This window comes from Sinorhizobium arboris LMG 14919, from assembly GCF_000427465.1.
Classification (GTDB): domain Bacteria; phylum Pseudomonadota; class Alphaproteobacteria; order Rhizobiales; family Rhizobiaceae; genus Sinorhizobium; species Sinorhizobium arboris.
This window is the reverse complement of sequence record NZ_ATYB01000014.1, coordinates 1,898,831-1,916,619: the sequence shown is the minus strand read 5'-3', so window position 1 is coordinate 1,916,619 and position 17,789 is coordinate 1,898,831. Positions and strand designations below refer to the sequence as shown.

The 17,789-nt window shown below is 60.9% G+C and carries 23 protein-coding genes and 1 pseudogene; 14 read left to right on the top strand and 10 right to left on the bottom strand.

Annotation, left to right across the window (positions count from 1 at the left end):
* Nucleotides 1-89 precede the first annotated feature (89 nt).
* A complete protein-coding gene (locus tag SINAR_RS0120610; RefSeq protein WP_028000820.1) occupies nucleotides 90-602 on the bottom strand; it encodes an RNA polymerase sigma factor in 513 nt (170 codons plus the stop codon).
* Nucleotides 603-907: 305 nt separating this feature from the next.
* On the opposite strand from SINAR_RS0120610, the gene SINAR_RS0120605 reads away from it, so the two are divergent.
* Both SINAR_RS0120605 and SINAR_RS0120600 read left to right on the top strand, forming a co-directional pair.
* Complete coding sequence (locus SINAR_RS0120605; RefSeq protein WP_028000819.1) at nucleotides 908-1,918, top strand: Tim44 domain-containing protein; 1,011 nt, start codon at nucleotides 908-910, stop codon at nucleotides 1,916-1,918.
* 238 nt (nucleotides 1,919-2,156) lie between these two features.
* Nucleotides 2,157-2,882 carry a pentapeptide repeat-containing protein gene (locus tag SINAR_RS0120600; RefSeq protein WP_028000818.1) on the top strand — a complete coding sequence of 242 codons (726 nt, stop codon included), beginning with the start codon at nucleotides 2,157-2,159 and terminating at the stop codon, nucleotides 2,880-2,882.
* Nucleotides 2,883-2,901: 19 nt separating this feature from the next.
* On the opposite strand, the gene SINAR_RS0120595 is transcribed toward SINAR_RS0120600, so the two are convergent.
* The 3 genes from SINAR_RS0120595 to SINAR_RS0120585 all read right to left on the bottom strand — a co-directional run bounded on the left by SINAR_RS0120595 (nucleotide 2,902) and on the right by SINAR_RS0120585 (nucleotide 4,407).
* Entirely contained in the window at nucleotides 2,902-3,174 is a 273-nt protein-coding gene (locus SINAR_RS0120595) for a hypothetical protein (protein ID WP_028000817.1), read from the bottom strand.
* The gene (locus tag SINAR_RS0120590; RefSeq protein WP_028000816.1) at nucleotides 3,174-3,503 is read right to left on the bottom strand and encodes a hypothetical protein; all 330 of its coding nucleotides are present in this window, start codon (nucleotides 3,501-3,503) and stop codon (nucleotides 3,174-3,176) included. Before SINAR_RS0120590 ends, SINAR_RS0120595 begins: the two co-directional genes overlap by 1 nt.
* A gap of 214 nt (nucleotides 3,504-3,717) precedes the next feature.
* Nucleotides 3,718-4,407: a S24 family peptidase gene (locus SINAR_RS0120585; RefSeq protein ID WP_028000815.1), complete on the bottom strand. Its 690-nt coding sequence runs from the start codon at nucleotides 4,405-4,407 to the stop codon at nucleotides 3,718-3,720.
* A 134-nt stretch (nucleotides 4,408-4,541) separates the two neighbouring features.
* On the opposite strand from SINAR_RS0120585, the gene SINAR_RS0120580 reads away from it, so the two are divergent.
* The 3 genes from SINAR_RS0120580 to SINAR_RS1000000135625 all read left to right on the top strand — a co-directional run bounded on the left by SINAR_RS0120580 (nucleotide 4,542) and on the right by SINAR_RS1000000135625 (nucleotide 6,426).
* Nucleotides 4,542-5,060, top strand: coding sequence for a helix-turn-helix domain-containing protein (locus SINAR_RS0120580; protein ID WP_028000814.1), 519 nt, complete (start codon nucleotides 4,542-4,544; stop codon nucleotides 5,058-5,060).
* 141 nt (nucleotides 5,061-5,201) lie between these two features.
* Nucleotides 5,202-5,822 carry a hypothetical protein gene (locus SINAR_RS0120575; RefSeq protein ID WP_028000813.1) on the top strand — a complete coding sequence of 207 codons (621 nt, stop codon included), beginning with the start codon at nucleotides 5,202-5,204 and terminating at the stop codon, nucleotides 5,820-5,822.
* Between the two features lie 241 nt (nucleotides 5,823-6,063).
* Entirely contained in the window at nucleotides 6,064-6,426 is a 363-nt protein-coding gene (locus SINAR_RS1000000135625; RefSeq protein WP_084617760.1) for a BA14K family protein, read from the top strand.
* A gap of 14 nt (nucleotides 6,427-6,440) precedes the next feature.
* On the opposite strand, the gene SINAR_RS0120565 is transcribed toward SINAR_RS1000000135625, so the two are convergent.
* The 3 genes from SINAR_RS0120565 to SINAR_RS0120555 form a co-directional block, all read right to left on the bottom strand.
* Entirely contained in the window at nucleotides 6,441-6,620 is a 180-nt protein-coding gene (locus tag SINAR_RS0120565) for a hypothetical protein (RefSeq protein ID WP_028000811.1), read from the bottom strand.
* Between the two features lie 145 nt (nucleotides 6,621-6,765).
* Nucleotides 6,766-6,966, bottom strand: coding sequence for a hypothetical protein (locus SINAR_RS0120560; RefSeq protein WP_028000810.1), 201 nt, complete (start codon nucleotides 6,964-6,966; stop codon nucleotides 6,766-6,768).
* 880 nt (nucleotides 6,967-7,846) lie between these two features.
* Nucleotides 7,847-8,254 carry a hypothetical protein gene (locus tag SINAR_RS0120555; protein WP_028000809.1) on the bottom strand — a complete coding sequence of 136 codons (408 nt, stop codon included), beginning with the start codon at nucleotides 8,252-8,254 and terminating at the stop codon, nucleotides 7,847-7,849.
* Between the two features lie 178 nt (nucleotides 8,255-8,432).
* Here SINAR_RS0120555 and SINAR_RS0120550 point away from each other — a divergent pair, with 178 nt between their 5' ends.
* Nucleotides 8,433-8,795: a hypothetical protein gene (locus SINAR_RS0120550; protein WP_028000808.1), complete on the top strand. Its 363-nt coding sequence runs from the start codon at nucleotides 8,433-8,435 to the stop codon at nucleotides 8,793-8,795.
* Here the strand turns inward: SINAR_RS0120550 and SINAR_RS0120545 are convergent, their stop codons facing one another.
* On the bottom strand, nucleotides 8,796-9,200 hold the full coding sequence (locus SINAR_RS0120545) for a hypothetical protein (RefSeq protein ID WP_028000807.1): 405 nt from the start codon (nucleotides 9,198-9,200) through the stop codon (nucleotides 8,796-8,798).
* 335 nt (nucleotides 9,201-9,535) lie between these two features.
* Here SINAR_RS0120545 and SINAR_RS1000000135620 point away from each other — a divergent pair, with 335 nt between their 5' ends.
* Nucleotides 9,536-9,691 (top strand): DUF3309 family protein, encoded by a 156-nt coding sequence (locus SINAR_RS1000000135620; protein WP_020487478.1) that lies wholly within the window; start codon nucleotides 9,536-9,538, stop codon nucleotides 9,689-9,691.
* A 30-nt stretch (nucleotides 9,692-9,721) separates the two neighbouring features.
* Here SINAR_RS1000000135620 and SINAR_RS0120535 read toward each other — a convergent pair whose 3' ends face one another.
* A complete protein-coding gene (locus SINAR_RS0120535) occupies nucleotides 9,722-10,063 on the bottom strand; it encodes a GFA family protein (protein ID WP_028000806.1) in 342 nt (113 codons plus the stop codon).
* 43 nt (nucleotides 10,064-10,106) lie between these two features.
* On the opposite strand from SINAR_RS0120535, the gene SINAR_RS01000000133740 reads away from it, so the two are divergent.
* From SINAR_RS01000000133740 to SINAR_RS0120500, 6 genes and pseudogenes are all read left to right on the top strand, one after another.
* The gene (locus tag SINAR_RS01000000133740; protein WP_502362166.1) at nucleotides 10,107-11,474 is read left to right on the top strand and encodes a terminase large subunit domain-containing protein; all 1,368 of its coding nucleotides are present in this window, start codon (nucleotides 10,107-10,109) and stop codon (nucleotides 11,472-11,474) included.
* Nucleotides 11,378-12,670: pseudogene (locus tag SINAR_RS01000000133735) on the top strand (portal protein); the annotation flags it as partial. The gene SINAR_RS01000000133740 and the pseudogene SINAR_RS01000000133735, both read left to right, overlap by 97 nt.
* The gene (locus SINAR_RS01000000133730; protein ID WP_234710624.1) at nucleotides 12,667-13,194 is read left to right on the top strand and encodes a GNAT family N-acetyltransferase; all 528 of its coding nucleotides are present in this window, start codon (nucleotides 12,667-12,669) and stop codon (nucleotides 13,192-13,194) included. The pseudogene SINAR_RS01000000133735 and the gene SINAR_RS01000000133730, both read left to right, overlap by 4 nt.
* Nucleotides 13,191-14,546 carry a hypothetical protein gene (locus SINAR_RS1000000137870; RefSeq protein WP_234710623.1) on the top strand — a complete coding sequence of 452 codons (1,356 nt, stop codon included), beginning with the start codon at nucleotides 13,191-13,193 and terminating at the stop codon, nucleotides 14,544-14,546. The genes SINAR_RS01000000133730 and SINAR_RS1000000137870 overlap by 4 nt, the downstream gene beginning before the upstream one ends.
* Nucleotides 14,543-15,070: a hypothetical protein gene (locus tag SINAR_RS01000000133720; RefSeq protein ID WP_050577528.1), complete on the top strand. Its 528-nt coding sequence runs from the start codon at nucleotides 14,543-14,545 to the stop codon at nucleotides 15,068-15,070. Before SINAR_RS1000000137870 ends, SINAR_RS01000000133720 begins: the two co-directional genes overlap by 4 nt.
* Before the next feature lie 48 nt (nucleotides 15,071-15,118).
* Nucleotides 15,119-15,556, top strand: a complete 438-nt coding sequence (locus tag SINAR_RS0120500) for a hypothetical protein (protein ID WP_033057772.1) — start codon at nucleotides 15,119-15,121, stop codon at nucleotides 15,554-15,556.
* A gap of 295 nt (nucleotides 15,557-15,851) precedes the next feature.
* On the opposite strand, the gene SINAR_RS0120495 is transcribed toward SINAR_RS0120500, so the two are convergent.
* The gene (locus tag SINAR_RS0120495) at nucleotides 15,852-16,694 is read right to left on the bottom strand and encodes a glycosyltransferase family 2 protein (RefSeq protein ID WP_028000803.1); all 843 of its coding nucleotides are present in this window, start codon (nucleotides 16,692-16,694) and stop codon (nucleotides 15,852-15,854) included.
* A 171-nt stretch (nucleotides 16,695-16,865) separates the two neighbouring features.
* On the opposite strand from SINAR_RS0120495, the gene SINAR_RS0120490 reads away from it, so the two are divergent.
* Nucleotides 16,866-17,681 carry a lysozyme family protein gene (locus SINAR_RS0120490; protein ID WP_028000802.1) on the top strand — a complete coding sequence of 272 codons (816 nt, stop codon included), beginning with the start codon at nucleotides 16,866-16,868 and terminating at the stop codon, nucleotides 17,679-17,681.
* The last annotated feature ends 108 nt before the right edge of the window (nucleotides 17,682-17,789 follow it).

Genomic DNA, 17,789 nt, shown 5'->3' with positions numbered 1-17,789 from the left:
TTCCATCATCCGGCTGCGCGTAGTCTGCATCTCGCTCACTTTGAGGATAGACAATCGAGGGTGCGGCTTTTTTCAAATGTACCGGACGTTCATTCGTCATGGTCGAGGCCTGCCTTCAAGTACTCCATGGCGTCTCTGACGAGGCGGTGGGCCGTCGGTATCGAGATACTCAGTTCTTCGGCAATGTCCTTCAAAGTCGCTCCCTCGAAGCGGTACAGCTCGAATGCCCGTTTCATGCGATCCGGAAGATCTCCGAGCGCCCGGGCGATCCGGTCTGCGGCTTCGGACATCAGGAACTGGACTTCCGGCGTCTCGACGGCCTGCGGCAGCGCCCACCACGGTATATCTGCGGACTCGACGACGTTACTCTCAAGCTTTCGCCGCGACCGCCTGTTGAATGAAAGGTTGCGTACGATGCGAAACAGGTAGGTCTTCGGCGGCATCTGCTCGTCTGCCGTTTCCCGCACGAAGCGAAGATAGGCATCCTGCACGACATCCTCGGCATCGTCCTTCGATCCCAGCAGCGGCGCGGCATAGTTGATCAGGGACCTGCGGTGCCGCAGGTACATGTGAAAGCGGTCGCCCTTCTTTTCAGTACTCATTGTCCAGCCGATTATTCCAAGATCGCAGCGCCGGCCGCCGGCCGTTCTGGAAAGGACACGGACGAACGCGCTAAACGAGCGGCTATGCTTATGCTGTCACCCGGAATGCCGCAACAAAGTTGATTAAAAGAATCATGTTTAGCGGTAATTTTCCGTTGGAATGCGCCTGCAAAGCGACCCGGAAAAAGCGAGGATGCACAAACTGCCCCGAATTCGGCGAAAGACGCAGCGGCGGACTTAAATTCCGGTACTTCCGGCTCTATATGGCGTTCGATGACCCGCTTGCGGTCACGAAACAGGGAAGGATGGAAATGCAGCGTTTCGGACGAGTTATGGCCATTGCGGCGATTGGTTTGGCGTCGGTACTGACCGTGGCCGATGTCGCCGATGCAAGGCGGGCGGGGGGTGGTTTCGGCTCACGCGGCAGCCGGACCTTTTCCACCCCGCCGGTGACCCGGACGGCGCCCGCGCCTGCCGCGCCGATCGACCGGACGATGACGCCCCGGCAGAACGCGCAGCCTTCGACGGCCACCAGCCCGGCTGCGCAGAACCGCACGACCAATGCGCGTCCGGGCTTCTTCAGTGGTTTCGGCGGATCGATGATCGGCGGTCTGATGATGGGTGGCCTGATCGGCATGCTGCTCGGCCACGGCATCGGCGGCGGCATCGGCTTCCTCGGACTGCTGCTGCAGGTAGGCCTCGTCGTTCTGATGATCTCCCTTGCGATGCGTTTCTTCGGCCGCAATCAGCGTCCGGCCTATTCGGCGCCCTCGGCATCCGGCCGCTCTTCGGCGGCACCTGCGGGCTCGCCATCCTTTCACATTCCGCGAATCGGTGAAGGTACCGGCGCGGCGTCGTCCTCGCCGCGATCGTCTGCTGCCGCACCGGCTTCCGGAGGTGACGATGAAATCAGCGTCGGCCAGGAGGATCTCGATCGGTTCGAGACGATGCTCAGAGATGTGCAGGCTGCCTATGGAGCGGAAGACTATGCGGCGTTGCGCCGGCTGACGACACCGGAAGCCATGTCCTACCTCGCAGAAGAACTCAGCGACAACGCAACAAAGGGCCTCAGGAACGAGGTCCGCGACGTTCACCTCGTCCAGGGCGATCTCGCCGAGGCGTGGAGAGAAAACGGAACCGATTATGCGACCGTTGCCATGCGCTACGAGAGCATCGACGTGTTGCGTGACCGTACCACGGGGCGTGTCGTCAGCGGCGAGGCGGACAGGCTGACCGAAGCGGTCGAGATATGGACGTTTCAGCGCAAGCCCGGCGCCGACTGGCAGGTATCCGCCATTCAGGGCGTCGAGGCTTGACTTCGACGCCACCAGCGCCCCGAGGTTCAGTCGGAGGACGGCTCTTATCCATACGGGCGTCGCGACCTTGACGGAATGTGAAGATCGGCTATTGACGGCATCGCTCTTTGCCGCTCTTTTCTGATGCGCGAATTCGCCGTAACCTATTGAATTCCAGGGCTTCGTTGCGCGGTTCGCGCAGCCGGCAGTGGGGTGCGGGTCTGTTTTTTTGACTTGGGCCCGGTCCAGGAGCAGCGACATGAAGAAGCTTGGCATGATAGAAAGCAGCTCGAGCGGCGCGGCGTTCTTCGCCGTGGCGATCATGGTGTGGGCCCTGGCCCCGGGCATTGCCGCAGCGGCGGATTGCAAGAGCTCAGCGGGACCCGGCATCGACTGGCGAGACTGTAACAAGAAGCAGATCATGCTCCGTGGCAGCGATCTCCCTGGGAGCAATCTGTTCAATACCGACTTTACGATGACCGACCTGCGCGGTGCCAATCTCGTTTCCGCAAATCTCGAGAAGGCGACGCTCGTTCGCGCTTCGCTTGCCGGGGCCAGGGCGGACAAGGCGAACTTCAGCAGGGTCGAGGCCTATCGGGGCAATTTTTCATCGGTTTCCGCGGAGAGCGCCTCCTTCGCGAGTGCGGAGCTGCAACGCACCGACTTCACCGGAGCGCGTCTGACGGGTGCCGACTTCGAGAAGGCGGAACTCGGGCGCGCCAATTTCGACAAGGCTGTGTTGACGGGCGCGCGTTTTTCCATGGCCAACCTTTCGCGCGCCAAGCTGAGCGGTGCGGTTTTCGAAGGGCAGATCGATCTGGACCGTGCCTTTCTCTTCCTAACCAGAATAGAGGGTCTCGACCTTACCAGAGCTTCCGGGCTCACGCAGGACCAGGTCGATCTTACCTGCGGTGACGGCGCGACCAGATTGCCTTCCGGCCTGACCGCGCCCGCCAAATGGCCGTGCCCTCCCGACGACGATTGACGCTCGAGTAGCCGGCGGTTCAACGATTACCGTTCGGTGGTGCGAGTCCGGCGGATACAAGCCTGAGGCCGGGTAGGGCCGCCGGCGGCGCCTCCGCGCCGGGCATGCTTTCCCGTGCCGCCGCCTCGGCCAGCTCGTAGCCGAGAGCCAAAGCGATTTTCTTCAGCATTTCGCGGGCGCGAAACTCGTGACGGGCGACAGCCTGGTTCTCGGTGACGAAGTAGGCGGCACTGACCGCCTCGATGAGATTGAGGGCCGCGAGATTGACGACGGCGTAGGTCTCGGCACGCATTACAGGGCGCCTCCGAATTGCTGCCGGGAATTGTGGGTACCGAGCTGCCGCTGCACTTGGTTCGCATCAGCGCCGCTGCCGAACTCGCGCTCGCGATTGAGTGCGAAGAAGGCATCGTCGACGAGGTCCGTCGCGGGCCGGGCTTCACGCTGGAAAACATGCCCATCTGCCCCCAGATGCCAGGCGAGCGAAGCCAGGCTGGAATAGGCGGAAGAGAGGAAGCCCTTGAGCGCCATCTGGTTCTGCGCGTCGGTGGAACGGAGAAAATCGGCGGCGAAGAGCTCGTCAACCTGGCCATGAAGTTCGGACCTGATTCGGGGGAGGGACATGTGGCGCTTATTCTCCTCAATTGACTGCCGGCGTTCGTACGCCGTGCAACTCTGCCCTGTGTTCACCCAATGTTGCACCCAACACGGTGTATGTCAACATGATTTGTGTTGAAATCGACGCGACATCGAGGATGTCGCCGCGTTACGTGCATAGAAAATGGGTTTCGGGCGGTGAACAGCTCCGCCTGGAGATTTGTAACGGAGTTCGTGTCGCTCAGGCGTTGCCGGCGAGCGCGATATAGTGGACCGAGTGAACGGTATGGGCTTCGAAACGCAGCTCCTTATGAGGGTTGAACTGCTCGAGGACCAGTTCGGAGCTGTTGTGACGCACGAATTTCTTGACGTAAGCCAGCAGGGCGCCGCCTTCTTCCAGCCGAATCTGGGCGATCACGTAGTCGCCCTTCCGGACACGCCGGCTCGGATCGACGAAGCAGACTTCCCCATCTTCGTAGCGCGGATACATGGAATCGCCTGAGACCGAAACCGCATAGGCGCCCGAGATATCCGAGAGTATCGGCGGCGCCATGACCTCGTATAATACATTGCCGTTCATTATGAATTCACCATCAACCCCGCCGACGGCCTGGCCGAAGACAGGGATCTTTTTTCCCTGGCCGATCACCTTGGCGCCGATGCGCGCGTTCGGCGCGTCGACCGGGGTCATCATCGAGTCGGATGTAGCGCCAATGGAGATCCGGCGATCGGTGCCGGTCAGCAGCCAGAGCGGGTCGACGTTGAACTTGCGGCCGTAAACCTCGGCTTCGCTGAGTTCGAAGTCGTTCTGACCGTTTTCGTGGGCGCGATAGGTCGAGGCGACGATGCCCAAGGCATTCGCTGCGTCGGAGGCGAACCGATAGCCCGCTTTGACGCGCGCCTCACGCAATCTTCCAGCTCTTTCGCTCATGACACGGGACATAGCAATGTTGATAACATAAATCATGTTGACAACGCGACATTATAGATGTCATTGATAAAGTCAAGTCGCGGCTGCGTTTGCTCCGTGACTGCCGGGGCGGCGGAAAGGGAATAGGAGAAGCGATGGCGGAGAATTCGGAACTGGCAAGGCAGACACGACACTATCACGCCGTGCGGGAGCGGCTGGCTCACCCGAGCGAAGCGATGGGCCGATCCGCTCGCATCAAGGAACTCGAAGGACAGCTGGTCGACCTCGCTTCCGACAATGAAGCGAAAGGACGGCGGATCGCGAGACTGGAAGCCGATCTTGCCGATGCGGGAGCCCGGCTGCTCGCGCAGGCCCGAATCCTGCTTGGCAGCCGAGATACCGGTGCGTCGAACGAGGACGGCGGCGACAGGGCGCCGATCGAGGAGATCGTTGCCGCCGTGCTCGAGGACTTTCCCGGTGTGAGCTGGGACGACATCATCAGTGTGCGCCGGGAGCGCCGGCTGGTGAAGCCGAGGCACGCCTGCATGCGCGCGGTTTATGAGCGCCGCCGGGATCTCTCGCTGGCGGGGATCGGCCGCATCTTCCATCGAGACCACACGACGGTGCTTGCGGCCGTGAATGATGGCGGTGCCGGAAGCGGAACAGCTTCCTGAGATGACGCCCTCAGCCGAGCCTGGTGGCGGGCTCGCATTCCATATCCACCCTCAGTTCACCCTGGATAACGTCACGTCCCGCTGCTTCACCGCGGGTCGGCCGCGACAGATGTCTCAATCACCACACTCGAAAGGATTCCCATGCTGACCAAGGCGCAGAAATTGCGTGCAAAGCGCAAGGCACAACTCGGACGGCCGCGGAAGGCCAATGCCGAGCGATTTGCCTGCGGCAAGATAAAGCCGGAGTGGTCCAAACAGGAAAGCGAGAAGGATGCGATGGCTGTGGCGCTTGCAGCGCGCAAGCGCATGCATGGCCTCGAGACCAGGGGCGCCCTTGCCGGTTACACGCTCGGCCGGCTGTTTCTCGATGGCCGGATCACCGAGCAGCAGCGTGAGGCGGGCGACGACTACGCAGCGGCGATGGTGCGCTATTATCATTTGACGGGCATTCCCTTTCCGAGCGTCAGGGCCCAGCAGATCGATCACGTGAGAGGGCAGGCGGCCGAGCCAAGCGAGGCTCGCGCCTTGAAGGCGAGGAACGCTGCCGAGAGAATGATGCGGCTTGAAGGCCTGTTGCTCGGATGCGAGGAGGGGCGGCAGGTGAAAACCACCGTCTTCAATGTCTGCGTGATGGATTACGAAGGGCTGAGAATGATGCCGGAAGCCCAATTGGATTGGCTGAAGCGGGGCCTGAATGTCCTGCTCTTCGAAAAGGGCTTGCGCGAATATGGTAAGAAGGATAATTCGTTTACTCCAGGATAGGAATATTATCCTGATCATGCCTCCGGCCTAAGCCGATTCCGGCCATGCGCCCGCCAGAATGCCGGGCATGCCGTTGTCCCAAAACCGCTGCACTTTTGGGCTATTTAGAGGTTAAATGCGTTCAATGCGAAGCGCCTCGAACGAGGAGGCGCCTCGATCGTTTACTCGGATTGGAATGACGGTGAGGTCTGTGAAAGCTTCAGCTACGCTCGCCTTGGCGGTGATGACCGCAGCGATAGGCATGCTGCCGGCACAAGCCCAGACGTGCACGGGAATTTGCGCCGGCCGTCCCGCAGGCAGCAACAACCACAACCTTTTCATCGAGAGGGAATACCGTGACTTCCTGCAACAGCGATATCCGAACTACGGTTCCCGCTATCGCGGCAGGGCTCCTGATATCGGCATAGGTCCCGGTGCGACCGTAGGGGGCCCTTTGCCCGGAGCGGTGAACAGATCGCGCCTGCGCCAGCGGCAAAGGGTGCAATTCGACGCCAATGCGCATCTTCGCTGGTGCCAGGAGCGCTACGCCTCGTATCGCTTGTCGGACGATACGTTTCAGCCCTTTGAGGGCGCACGCCGGCGGTGCAACTCACCTTACGACTGACGGCGGGCCATGCCTCAGCGTGTCTTCCGCAGAAGCTTCAAGGCGACATAGGCGGCGGACTGCGCCTGAAGCTGGGTACTGAACTGACCCTGGGCCGGGTAGGTGACGCCGCGAAAGCGGAGCACGAAGGCCCAGCGACCATTCGTCCGTTTCCCGATCTTAATTTCGCCGTCCGGCTTGTTCTCTGAGTTCACCGCAAGCTACCTCGATCGTCGTGCATGCCGGATACCGCCGGCGCGAGTAACTTGCGCATCCGGTGGCGAAAGGCAAGAGCTCACGACGGCCGGGATGTCTGTTGCTATTCCCCTGCGGTAAGTGAACGCTCAGTCGCGACGACTGTCATTCGACCGCCTGCGCCGGGCCGAAACGCTCCATCACGAACGAAGTCTGGATGCCGCCCTGGAGGCGATCGGTCTTCTCGAGTTTTATGGTGGCGAACTGGCCGGACGGTTCAGGGGTTGTGCGCTGCCAAGCGGTGGTGACAAATAGGCCTGCACCGGCGACAAAGCCGATGGCGACATAGATCCAAGGATTGCGCATGGACAAAGCTCCTTCTCTCGGGAAGGCAAAATGCATCGTGGGCAGCTGTGGTTCCCCGGAGCGACCGGGATGCGGGACTAAAATTCGGTCTTTAAAGATAAATGTTCAAAGCAATGTATTCTCGCCTCGGCACGCAACGCCATCCGACATCGAGCACCGATGGCGAATTGAATGCTGCCTTTCCTGCGAGGCATCAATATCGAAGTATATACCCTAGCCCTTGTGCATCAGCCTGCCTGGATTGAAGCAGAGGCCAATGTCTTATGCAAGGAAATTATAATATACATCTGTACAACAAAATTTGAGCAGCCTCTTGCCTGCAGGCATCCTTGCAGCGGGGTGCGCGCGGCCGCAGCAAACGAACTCACCTTGTCCAGTCCGCCGTGAGACATAGGAAAGATTTCCCGTGGGTAAATCGAAAAACGACTACATTCTGCCGGGTGAAGGCTTGCGAACCGCGGGGCAGTTGCGCTATTCCATAAATCAAGGATAGGAATTTTATCCTCTCAAGGCTTCGGTAAGCGGGCTAGATCACGTCGAGGATACCCTCGGCTCCTGCTCTGATCCTGGAGAAGCGCCCTCGAACACATCCGGCGCTCCTCTCGGTGCGACGTGCTCCTCATTTCCAATTCATGGCTCACGGCGATGCTGCGCGTTCCAAGGACGCGGCGGCACCGTGTGCGGCCGGCGATGCGCCTTCCGCGTCTCCCGAATCCGCCTGGCGGATTCTGCGAGAAGACGCGTCGACCCCCAACCTCGCATGATGCAGGCGCCAGCGGCGCCGGGCGAGTGGCGGCATCGCCGGCCGCAAATACACTTGATCCAACGCAGTACCCGCGAAACGTGTTCAGAGAGACTTGGCCTCGGCGACCGGAGCCGGTTAGCCCAGGTACTCGACGGCTATGACGAGTTTGCCGAAGGGTATTTGCCCCGGGTCGCCCGATATTCTCGGGGTGTAGTAAAGGGGAACGACGCGGGGACGTCCGCTCCAAAGGCGCAACGTCGGAAAACCAGTGCGGGTCACACAGCAGGCATCCTGCTGCGAGGGACCGTTCCAAAAGCTGAGCGAGTAGAAGGAGGCCGACATATTCCGCAATTGAATCATGTGCTCACCGATCGGCATGAAACAATCATCTTTTCCATCGCACCAACCGGTCGAGTGCTCGAAGCTCCTGTCGGCCATTTGAAGCCAGGCTTTCACGAAGTAGCGCGGTTCGCCCAGTTCCCCCGCAGAGGAGGAGACCGTCGAGGCGACAATGAAAAAAGCGGCGGCGACGTTTCGGTGCACGTTTCCCTCCCGGCGTGGCGGTTTTCTCTTCCATAAACGAGGCGGTGCAGGCCCGTTGCGCCTCAATCTGATCCGGGATCCGGGCGCAATTATGGATTGCATTTGACGGGCAATCCAGTTCCAGAAATTGTAGCCGTTAGGTGCCGGCCCAGAATGACGACGAGCGGAGAAGTTCATAATGAAAGATCAAAGCGCCACGCCGGAAGCGGAAGCGCCGGACGACGCGACGGGAATGCCGGCTGCGAAAGGTGAGGGCAGCCCGCTGGGAAGCAGCTTTCTCGGCGCCGTGCGGGCGGATTTTGCCCGGCATGGCGTCGACGTCATCGCCCGCATTCGCGACGAGAAGCCGGAAACCTACCTGAAGTTCGTCGCTTCGGTTCTGCCGAAGGACCTGAGTGCCGCAGCCGGCGGCGTGGAGGAGTTGTCGGACGAACAGCTCATTGACCGGATCCGCGCGCTGGACGCTGCGATCCGGCCTTTGATCGCTGCCGGAAAGAAGGGCGGCGGCGGGCGGAAACGCGCGCCGCTCCGCAAAGCATGATCAGTGGGTTGGCGCCACCCTTGCCGGGACGGAAGCCTGACCGCTCGAGAAAATGATGACGGCAAAGAGCAGGATGCCGGCGAAAGCGATCAGCGACGAGACGGCGACGACCGGCTCCATTGCGGCGTTTCCGGACAGGAGCAGGTAGAGCGACGGAATGAGGACAGCCACGCCGAAGGTGTAGACGCCATACTGGACCATCGCCAGCCGTCTTGCGGCCTTTTGCGGATTGAGCGCGTGATAGCCTCCGAAGATGGCCATGGTGACCCAGCCGAGCAGGTTGGCATGGGCATGCGCGCCCGTTGCGGCATGGTTGCCCGATATCGACATGTGCAGGCCGATCGAAATGCCCAGGATCAAAAAGATAATTGCGGTTCTGAAATAGAGATTTGCAATACGTGGCATCGGTTCCCCTCCGAGAAAACGCTAAAATTAGCATGTCCTCACACATATGAGAACACTCCGATAAAAGGGTCTTTCGTACGGCGCCGCTGTTCCATATGTGACAAGTCAAAAAATGGAGCCGGATGGCGGAGGAGATCGCGCCTTTGATCGAATGATGCCCCTCTATGCATCGCGAGGGCCTGGAACATATTGTGACTTTCCGCATTCGGTAGGATGAACAATGTGCTTTGTAGCACTCCAACTTCTTTCGAGACGCGCAAAAGTCGCTGCGGAAACTTGATCTGGCGCGTGATTTCGTTCCTGGGAAGTACGATTGTGCAAGGGAGAACCGCGATATGCTTGGCACCGTCCTCCTCATCATTCTGATCCTGCTTTTGATCGGCGCCATTCCGGCCTGGCCCTATTCGTCCGGTTGGGGCTACGGTCCTTCAGGGATCCTCGGCGTATTGGTCGTGGTTCTGCTGATATTGCTCCTGATGGGCAGAATCTGAAGGCTTGCGAAGCACGCGAGGTCGTTGATCTCACCAGCCCGCGCCGTCGATCAGGCGGTGCGGGATGTCCTCCCAGACCGAGCGATCGAAAATGCGCATGTTGACTCCCATGCGTGACGCGTTGCGGCCCACCGGCGCCCAGTGGGTGGTGCAGCCGCAAACGCTGCAGTGATACATGCTCAGGGTCCTATCGCCCTGCACGTAGCCGACGAGCTTTCTTTCCGGATCGGCGATGCTGACGTCGGTCGACGGGTAATATCCCCAGAGGGTACCGAGCCTGCTGCAGAGCGAGCAGTTGCAATCGCCGAGCGTCTCGGGGCGGACGGGGACCGCAACGCGGACCGCCCTGCAATGGCAGTGGCCTTCGATCATCATCTTCCTCCCTCAGGCACGTCGTACAATCAGCACGGCGACAATGCCGGGCGATCATTATCGATCTTATTCGGCCGCAGTCCAGGCAGGCGCCCGCGGCGCGCAGAAGGAAGACGATTCGGCCCGAACGCAAGAGCGCCGGCGGCACCGCAACCTTCAAAAACCAGAGGCACGTTCACGGATGAGCACACCCGAACCATCCGCGCCGAACGGTGCGCCCGGCCTTTCCGCAATGCTCAAGGAACAGCTGCTGCTGCTGGCGGAGCTTCACCGCCGGAGAAGAACGGACATGCTTTCCGCCTATCGTCCCTATGTCAAGCAGTCGGAGTTTCATGCGGCCGGCATTTCCTATCGCGAGCGGCTGTTCATGGCGGGCAACCAGCTCGGCAAGACGCTGGCCGGCGCAGCGGAGGCTGCGATGCATCTGACCGGGCGCTATCCCGACTGGTGGCAGGGCAGGCGGTTCGAGCGGCCAATCGTCATGCTGGCAGGCTCGGAGTCCTACGAACTGACGCGTGACGGGGTGCAACGGCTGCTGGTCGGCCCACCGCTGAATGAGGAGGAGTGGGGCACCGGATTTCTCCCGAAGGCGGCGATCAAGGCGACGACGCGCCGCGCCGGCGCTTCCGGTGCTCTCGACAGCGTGACGGTGCGGCATGTTTCGGGCAGAGCGTCGACGCTGCTCTTCAAGGCATACGAACAGGGCCGCGCCAAATGGCAGGCCAATACGGTGGATTACGTCTGGTTCGACGAGGAGCCGCCCGAGGACGTCTACTTCGAGGGGATCACCCGAACCAACGCCACACGCGGCGCCATCGCGGTCACCTTCACGCCGCTCAAGGGCATGAGCGCGGTCGTCGCCAGATATCTGATGGAAGAATCGAAGGACCGCGCGGTCATTACCATGACGATCGAGGATGCGGAGCACTATACGCCGCAGGAGCGGCAAAGGGTGATCGACAGCTATCCCGCCCACGAGCGCGAGGCGCGCACCAGAGGTGTTCCGGCGCTCGGATCCGGCAGGATCTTTCCGGTGACCGAGGAGAGCATACGTGTCGATCCCTTCGATGTTCCGAGGCATTGGGTGCAGATCGGCGGGCTCGACTTCGGCTGGGATCATCCTTTCGCGGCGGTCGGCTGCGCCTGGGACCGGGATGCGGACGTCTTCCACGTGACGAAGATCTATCGCGAGCGGGAGGCGACGCCGATCATCCATGCGGCGGCACTGAAGCCCTGGGGAGCGGCGATGCCCTGGGCATGGCCGCATGACGGATTGCAGCACGACAAGGGCAGCGGCGAGCAGCTCGCGGCGCAATCGCGGAGCTGCGCCGCCTCGTTTTCGCCGGCGGCACCGGCGAAGAGAACCTGCTCTCGAACGACGAATGGGACGAGGTGCCCTTCGCCGACCTGATCGTCGAGCGCCGGCCGCATCAGCGCGAAGGCAATTCCGTTTATAACGGCACAAGCTGGACGACGGCGCCGGCCATAACATTCACCGACGGCACGACGATGGCGCAGCTGAATTACGGCTGGCTGTTCAAAAACCGGGAGTTCTTCCTGAAGAACGGCACGCTGGACGCCTATTACCTGCCGGTGAACGCGGTGGGCGGGGCGGCGGCCCTGTTTCCGCTCGGCGGCGTGATGAAAAAGGGCGGTTCTCTGCTGACCGGCTTCTCCTGGTCGCTGGAGAGCGGCGACGGACTCAACGACATGTGCGTCTTCGTCTCGACCGAGGGCGAGATCGCCGTCTATGCGGGCTCCGATCCGTCGAGCGCATCCGACTTCGCCCTCAAGGGCGTCTATCAGATCGGCAAGCCGCTCGGCAAAAATGCCTGGATCAGGGCAGGGGGCGACATCCTCATTGCCACGACGGACGGGCTCACGCCGATGTCGCAGGTTTTCCAGCGCGACCGGCAGGCGCTTTCGCTCGTCTCCGTCTCCCGTCCGATTGAGGATGACTGGCGCCGAGCCGCGAACGCCACCGGAACCGGCTGGACGCTGAAGCAGTGGCCCGAGCAGAACCTCGTTTTCGTAGCCTTTCCGGAAAACACGGTGGTCAGCGACACGACCTTCGTCCTGAACGTGCTCACCGGCCGCTGGTCGACGATCAGCAACTGGCAGGCGCTCTGCTACGAGACGCTGCAGGGCGGGCTCTTCTTCGGCTCGCTCGACGGCTACATGTGGCAGGGGGACGCCGGCGGCACGGATGACGGTCTGACCTTTTCGGCGACCTATCTTTCGCAATTCTCGCCGGCCGCCCAGTTCGGGCAGCGGGCGACGGCGACGATGGCGCATATGTACTTCCGGGCGAAAACGAAGCCGAAAGTCAGACTGTTCGCCAGGGCGGACTATGACCGGTCGACACCGACGTTCAATGCGGTGAGCGAGGGCGATGCGACCTCGTCGGAATGGGATGTCGGCCTGTGGGACGTGGCGATATGGGACGGCGTTTCCGAAGTGCAGCGCTACGACTTCCGGCAGAACGTGCGGGCGGCCGGCGACATGATCGCGGTCGGCTGCGTGATCACCTCGGGCGGGAACTTCAAGCTCGATATCGAGGTCGATCTCGCCACCGTGCAGGTCTCGGTCGGGGAGGCGAGCGCTTGAGCCTGATCTGGGGCGGGGCATCGAACCCCGACGTCAATCAGGCCATCGCCCGCTTCGTCGCCAGCCGCATTCCGGGCTGCGATCGAGGTTTCGAGCATTTCACGACGCTGGGCATGATCGAGGGCCAGCGCCTCGTCGCCGGCGTCGTCTTCCACAACTACGCGCCCGAGGCCGGCGTCATAGAGCTTTCGTCCGCTTCGACCAGCAAGCGCTGGCTGACACGCCCGATGCTCAAGGCCATGTTCGGTTACCCCTTCGGCCGGATCGGCTGCCAGATGGCCGTCCTCCGGGTTTCCGAGCGTAACACCGTGATGACCGAAATAGCCGAGCGTTTCGGCTTCAAGGCTTACCGCATCCCGCGCCTGAGAGGCCGGGAGGAAGCGGAAATCATTTTCACGTTCACAGATGACGACTGGCGCAACCACGCCGTCAACAGAGGTAGACGCCATGCTGTGTCGCGCCGGCCTGATGGCCTCCGTCAGGTCAACTACGGCGCGCTCTTCAATGCAGGAAACAAGGGATGAGCGGCTATACGGGTTACCAGGGCGCGAAGCCCGATTCGCGCGAAGAACTGGCAAAGCGGTTGCGGGCGCAAATTCTCGGACAGGCCCTGCCGCAGACCATCGGCGGCGGCCTGGGCATGCTCGGCGCGGGGCTTGCGGCCGGATTCGCCAAACGCAATGCAGTCTTTCCGACCGCTCCGGGCGGCGGGCAGCCGCAGCAGCCGGCCCCGCCGCTCCCGCCCCCGGTAGAGATAGGCGCTCCCGCTGTCCCGCCGCAGCTGGTCGCCCAGACTCAGATGCAGCCGCCGCCACCGCAGCAGGCACCGCAAGGAGGCTCTTCCGAAGAACTCCTTTACCAAATCCTCACGCATCCGTTCTCCACGCCGGAGGACAAGGCCGTGGCGAATATGATGCTTCAGCAGCGGATGCAGCAGCAGCAGCAGAGCGCCCGCGAGCAGCAGATGTGGATGGAGCGCCAGCGCTATGAGCATGAAGCGAAACGCAACGGCCCGGCCTATGAGCTCGGGCTTGAGAAGAGCCGACTGGAATTGGAGGACGCGAAAAAACCCAAACGCGAGCCACTGATCAACGCCGGCAATGGGAACGTCTACGATCTGAATACTGGCGATTGGATTGCGCCTCCGAGGAGCGATGCGCCTGAAGGCGCGTTCCGATTCAGCGGCAACTCTGTCGAGGCACAGGCCTTGAACGGTCTCATAGATAGCCGGCAGCTGACTCCGGAGCAGGCGCAGCAGCTCGCCGCCAGGAAGACGATTTCGGGCCCGAACGGTGAACTGATTTTCCTAACCCCTCAAGGTGTGTTCGGGGCGCCGTCCCAAGGCGGTGGAGTCGTGCAGCCTATCATGCCTAACGGTGGCCAGCAGGGACCGCAGGGAGGCAGCCAGGCAGCGCCGCAACCATCGACGGCGCCGCTTTCGCCGGGGCAGTCGGTGCGCGGCGGAAATATCCAACTCACTCAGCCGAGGGTGGCCGACAACATGGCGGATATCGCCGATGTAGGCGGGTTCGATCCGACGATGATCACTGCGTTTGCAACGGGCGGAATTAAGGGGGCGGCGATCCAGGCTCTCACGCGCAGCGCCAACGCCATCGCTGGCCGGAACACGCAGACACGCGATCTGATAGCGCAAGCCTTGATGGAAACCGCGCCGACGCGCGCCAATGAGAGACTGCTTCAGGCAGTGAGGCGCTTCGGCTCACCGGTTCGTCGACGACGACCGATCCGTACATTTCGTTTTACCAAACGACCACCCGCAAAGCCTACATCCAGTATGTCGACGGGACCGGCGACAACCAGGGGCTACGCCTCTATAACGATGTCGCGACCGGCGGAGACACGGCCCTCACCTTGAAGAATTCAGGGGGAGTCGACAGCCTCGAATTCCAGGTCAATGGCGCCGAATACGTCGTCTATCACTCGGGCAATCTCTCTTCCGCCGATCTGAACTCGATCTATGGATACACGCCGGCGAACTCCGCGAAACAGGTCATCGCCGGCAACGGTCTGACCGGCGGCGGCACGCTTGCGGCGGACCGCACGCTGACGCTCGGCACACCTGGCGACATCACCAACTCGACGACAAACTCCGTCACGTCTACCAGCCACACCCATGCCCTCGGGTTTACTGCGGCGGAGGTTTATACGGGGACCGGAGCAAACGACACAAGCTTCCCGCTGGGCCACATTGTGGTAATGGGAAACGATGCCAACATCGCGCGCAACGCAGCCAGCAGCCCCGCGCTCAACAACTCCATCAACAGGTACTACGTCCCTTCGACCCACCCGCACGCAGGAGCAGCGTTGGCTGGTACTTGGCGTTCGCGCGGGGTAGTCAATGCGAACGGCGAGTACAACATTATGCAAAGGGTTGCTTAAGTGCAAAAGTCTACTTTCGAAGTTGTTGCCGTCCACAAGATCACTGACATGGCGGCCCCTGGTACTTACGTGCTTGATGTCACCCTAAGCGTCAACGGCGTCGAAGACCGTTTTGAGCACTATGTTTCGACGCCAAATGACTCTGTTGGTGCGAACCCAGCTATTCGAATGTGGATGATGCGGCACCCCGAATTCCCGGTTCACAGCTATGTGCCGCCCACGGCGAACGAGACTCGTACATCGCTACCTTTGCTGACCTCGCGTCAATTTCGTTTAGGTCTCGTCAATAACGACTTTACCCTAGTTCAGGTCGCCGCGGCGATTGAGAGAATGCAAGAAAGTACCGCAAAGGAGGTCGCGAAAATCGAATGGGAATACGGCACCACTTTTAATCGAATGCACCCGCTGATCGCTATCGTTACCGCCGCGCTGGGTCTCTCCGACGAACAGGTTGACGAAATGTGGTTGGCTTGTGTCGACTTATAGAGTCTTCCCGCCGTTAGCGACACCTGAATACATCGGTCCTGCTTCCAGCCGGCAGTTGTCTTATCAGGATCATGCTCGCTCTGGAGATACCCGTGTCCGTGCACGTCGCGCCGGTCTTCCGCTTATCCAGTCGAATGGCCCGCAGTACGCGGGTTTTGCTATTTTGACCTCGGCACCATCGACCTTCAGACCTTCGAACTACAGGCCACAACCATCTTTGCAGCCGATTTCACGCAGGCGGGCCGACTGATGATACTCGACTGCTCTGCGGGCTGTTTCGTCGCGACTGTCCGATTTAGAAGATCCAAAGAAGCTTATATCGGGTCTTGCGACGCGCATCGTTCCAACACATTCGGAAGAACTTAAAGCGTGTCAGAAGGCTGGCAGCCGGAAGTTTTTTCCTCAGGTTGTAGCAGCCTACAGTATACCTCAGCCGCTGACCAAGTCTGTCACGGAAACGCTTGGCGCCATAGCGCTGCTCAGACCCTGAGCCCAAGGTGAAATCAAATGTGGGTCCGTCGACGTATACGACGAGATCTAGAACCACCAGCTCCGACACGACGTAGGATGCAAAACACCAAGGATTTCCAAGTTCGAACCAGCGCGACATGAGCAGTTCTTTTGCGTCGGCTCTGTACAGACCGTAGATCCACTCAGCAGGAAAGGTCAGGTTTCTTGGAACCTGACCGGACACGTACTTCCTTGTAAAATCGAAGGCGGTATCGTTCGGGGTCTTGATTCTGCTTCCGCCTGGTCCCACCAGCTTGGTCGGGCATGCAGCCAGAAGCTTTTCGGGATTGAGGTCCAGTGCCTGCACCAGACGAGCCAGGAAATCCGGCGAAGAGTGATCATCACATGCACGCAGGCAAAAGTATTCTCCGCGTTCTGCGCCGAGTTGCACTGCTCTCGCGAAGTTCTCTATCGCGCTTACATGTTCTTCGCACCTGACGACGGAGAAGCGATCATCCGATCTGCAAAATTGCTCGGCTATGTCGACCGTCTTATCCGTCGATTTATTGTCGAGAATGATTGCTTCGAAGGCGTCGAACGTCTGTTCTGCAATGCACCGCAGACTGCTGACGAGTGTCTTTTCGCCATTGTAGACGGGGAAAACGACGACGACCTTCGGCTTGGTCACTGATTTTGTCTCTATCGTTGAATTAGCTTGCACATATCGAATGGCAGGACGATCCGCAACGGGGCTCGTCGGCGTCAGAGCGCCAAGCGGCCTCTTAGGCGGCAGCCAGTTCGCGACCGTATCGTCTCCTGTCTCCAATACGACCTGCAATCTTCAGCAGAAAGGAAACCCATGACCAAAACCGTGCCGCAAGGCGCGGCGATGCTGCTCGACTTTATCCGGAAGGCGGAAGTCGGCAGCAGCGGCCGTGCGTCCTACGACGTGATCTATGGACATAAGCAGGGGAAACTGGCGAAGCCGCTTACCCAAATGACGGTCGCCGAAGTGCTGGGCGCTCAGAAGGGATGGTCGAGGGCGCACGGATCGAGTGCGGCGGGGGCCTATCAGGTCATGCGGGCCACGCTCGTCGGTCTTTCCAAGGAACTGCCGTGGCTCAGCGGAGATCAGCGTTTCGACCCCGCGCTTCAGGACAAGCTCGCCCTTCACCTTCTGAACCGCCGTGGTTTTGCGGCCTTTGTCTCCGGCGAAATCGGCCCTGTTGAATTTGCGAGGCGCCTGGCCATGGAATGGGCGTCGCTGCCGGTTCTCGCCGAAAGCCAGGGTGACCGGCAGCGGATAAGGCGAGGGCAATCCTATTACGCCGGCGACGGGCTCAACAAGGCGCTGGTGAGGCCGGAAAAGCTGGAGGCCGTGCTTCGTTCGGTGCTGGCAGCCGGTTCACGAGAGGATGCGTCGGACGGCGCGGGCGAGGAGCCGGCGCTGGTGGTTCCGGCGCGCCCGCGCAACAAGCCCGTTTCCCGGTCCGGCCGCTTCTGGACGTGGTTGCTGACGGCCGGCGGCACGCTCGTCACCGCGCTGAAGGAGTTGAACCTCGTCGCGCTGGATTGGCGTGTGCAGCTTGCGATCCTCGCCGTAATCGTCGGTTTTGCCGTTTACGCCATCTGGTCGATGCCGGCGGTCCGCGATGCCCTGGGCCTTACGCGATGACGTTTCCGTGGAGCAATCTGGTCATCGGCGCCCTGATCCTGGCCGGAATTTCCTGGGCCATACACGAAATCCGTTCAGATGCCGCGCAAGCGGTCCGTGATTCAATCG

Bases quoted from the DNA above. Each gene is read 5' to 3' on its own strand.
- SINAR_RS0120610 (WP_028000820.1), bottom strand. From the start codon at position 602: ATGAGTACTGAAAAGAAGGGCGACCGCTTTCACATGTACCTGCGGCAC.
- SINAR_RS0120605 (WP_028000819.1), top strand. From the start codon at position 908: ATGGAAATGCAGCGTTTCGGACGAGTTATGGCCATTGCGGCGATTGGT.
- SINAR_RS0120600 (WP_028000818.1), top strand. From the start codon at position 2,157: ATGAAGAAGCTTGGCATGATAGAAAGCAGCTCGAGCGGCGCGGCGTTC.
- SINAR_RS0120595 (WP_028000817.1), bottom strand. From the start codon at position 3,174: ATGCGTGCCGAGACCTACGCCGTCGTCAATCTCGCGGCCCTCAATCTC.
- SINAR_RS0120590 (WP_028000816.1), bottom strand. From the start codon at position 3,503: ATGTCCCTCCCCCGAATCAGGTCCGAACTTCATGGCCAGGTTGACGAG.
- SINAR_RS0120585 (WP_028000815.1), bottom strand. From the start codon at position 4,407: ATGAGCGAAAGAGCTGGAAGATTGCGTGAGGCGCGCGTCAAAGCGGGC.
- SINAR_RS0120580 (WP_028000814.1), top strand. From the start codon at position 4,542: ATGGCGGAGAATTCGGAACTGGCAAGGCAGACACGACACTATCACGCC.
- SINAR_RS0120575 (WP_028000813.1), top strand. From the start codon at position 5,202: ATGCTGACCAAGGCGCAGAAATTGCGTGCAAAGCGCAAGGCACAACTC.
- SINAR_RS1000000135625 (WP_084617760.1), top strand. From the start codon at position 6,064: ATGCTGCCGGCACAAGCCCAGACGTGCACGGGAATTTGCGCCGGCCGT.
- SINAR_RS0120560 (WP_028000810.1), bottom strand. From the start codon at position 6,966: ATGCGCAATCCTTGGATCTATGTCGCCATCGGCTTTGTCGCCGGTGCA.
- SINAR_RS0120550 (WP_028000808.1), top strand. From the start codon at position 8,433: ATGAAAGATCAAAGCGCCACGCCGGAAGCGGAAGCGCCGGACGACGCG.
- SINAR_RS0120545 (WP_028000807.1), bottom strand. From the start codon at position 9,200: ATGCCACGTATTGCAAATCTCTATTTCAGAACCGCAATTATCTTTTTG.
- SINAR_RS1000000135620 (WP_020487478.1), top strand. From the start codon at position 9,536: ATGCTTGGCACCGTCCTCCTCATCATTCTGATCCTGCTTTTGATCGGC.
- SINAR_RS0120535 (WP_028000806.1), bottom strand. From the start codon at position 10,063: ATGATCGAAGGCCACTGCCATTGCAGGGCGGTCCGCGTTGCGGTCCCC.
- SINAR_RS01000000133740 (WP_502362166.1), top strand. From the start codon at position 10,107: ATGCCGGGCGATCATTATCGATCTTATTCGGCCGCAGTCCAGGCAGGC.
- SINAR_RS1000000137870 (WP_234710623.1), top strand. From the start codon at position 13,191: ATGAGCGGCTATACGGGTTACCAGGGCGCGAAGCCCGATTCGCGCGAA.
- SINAR_RS0120500 (WP_033057772.1), top strand. From the start codon at position 15,119: ATGGCGGCCCCTGGTACTTACGTGCTTGATGTCACCCTAAGCGTCAAC.
- SINAR_RS0120490 (WP_028000802.1), top strand. From the start codon at position 16,866: ATGACCAAAACCGTGCCGCAAGGCGCGGCGATGCTGCTCGACTTTATC.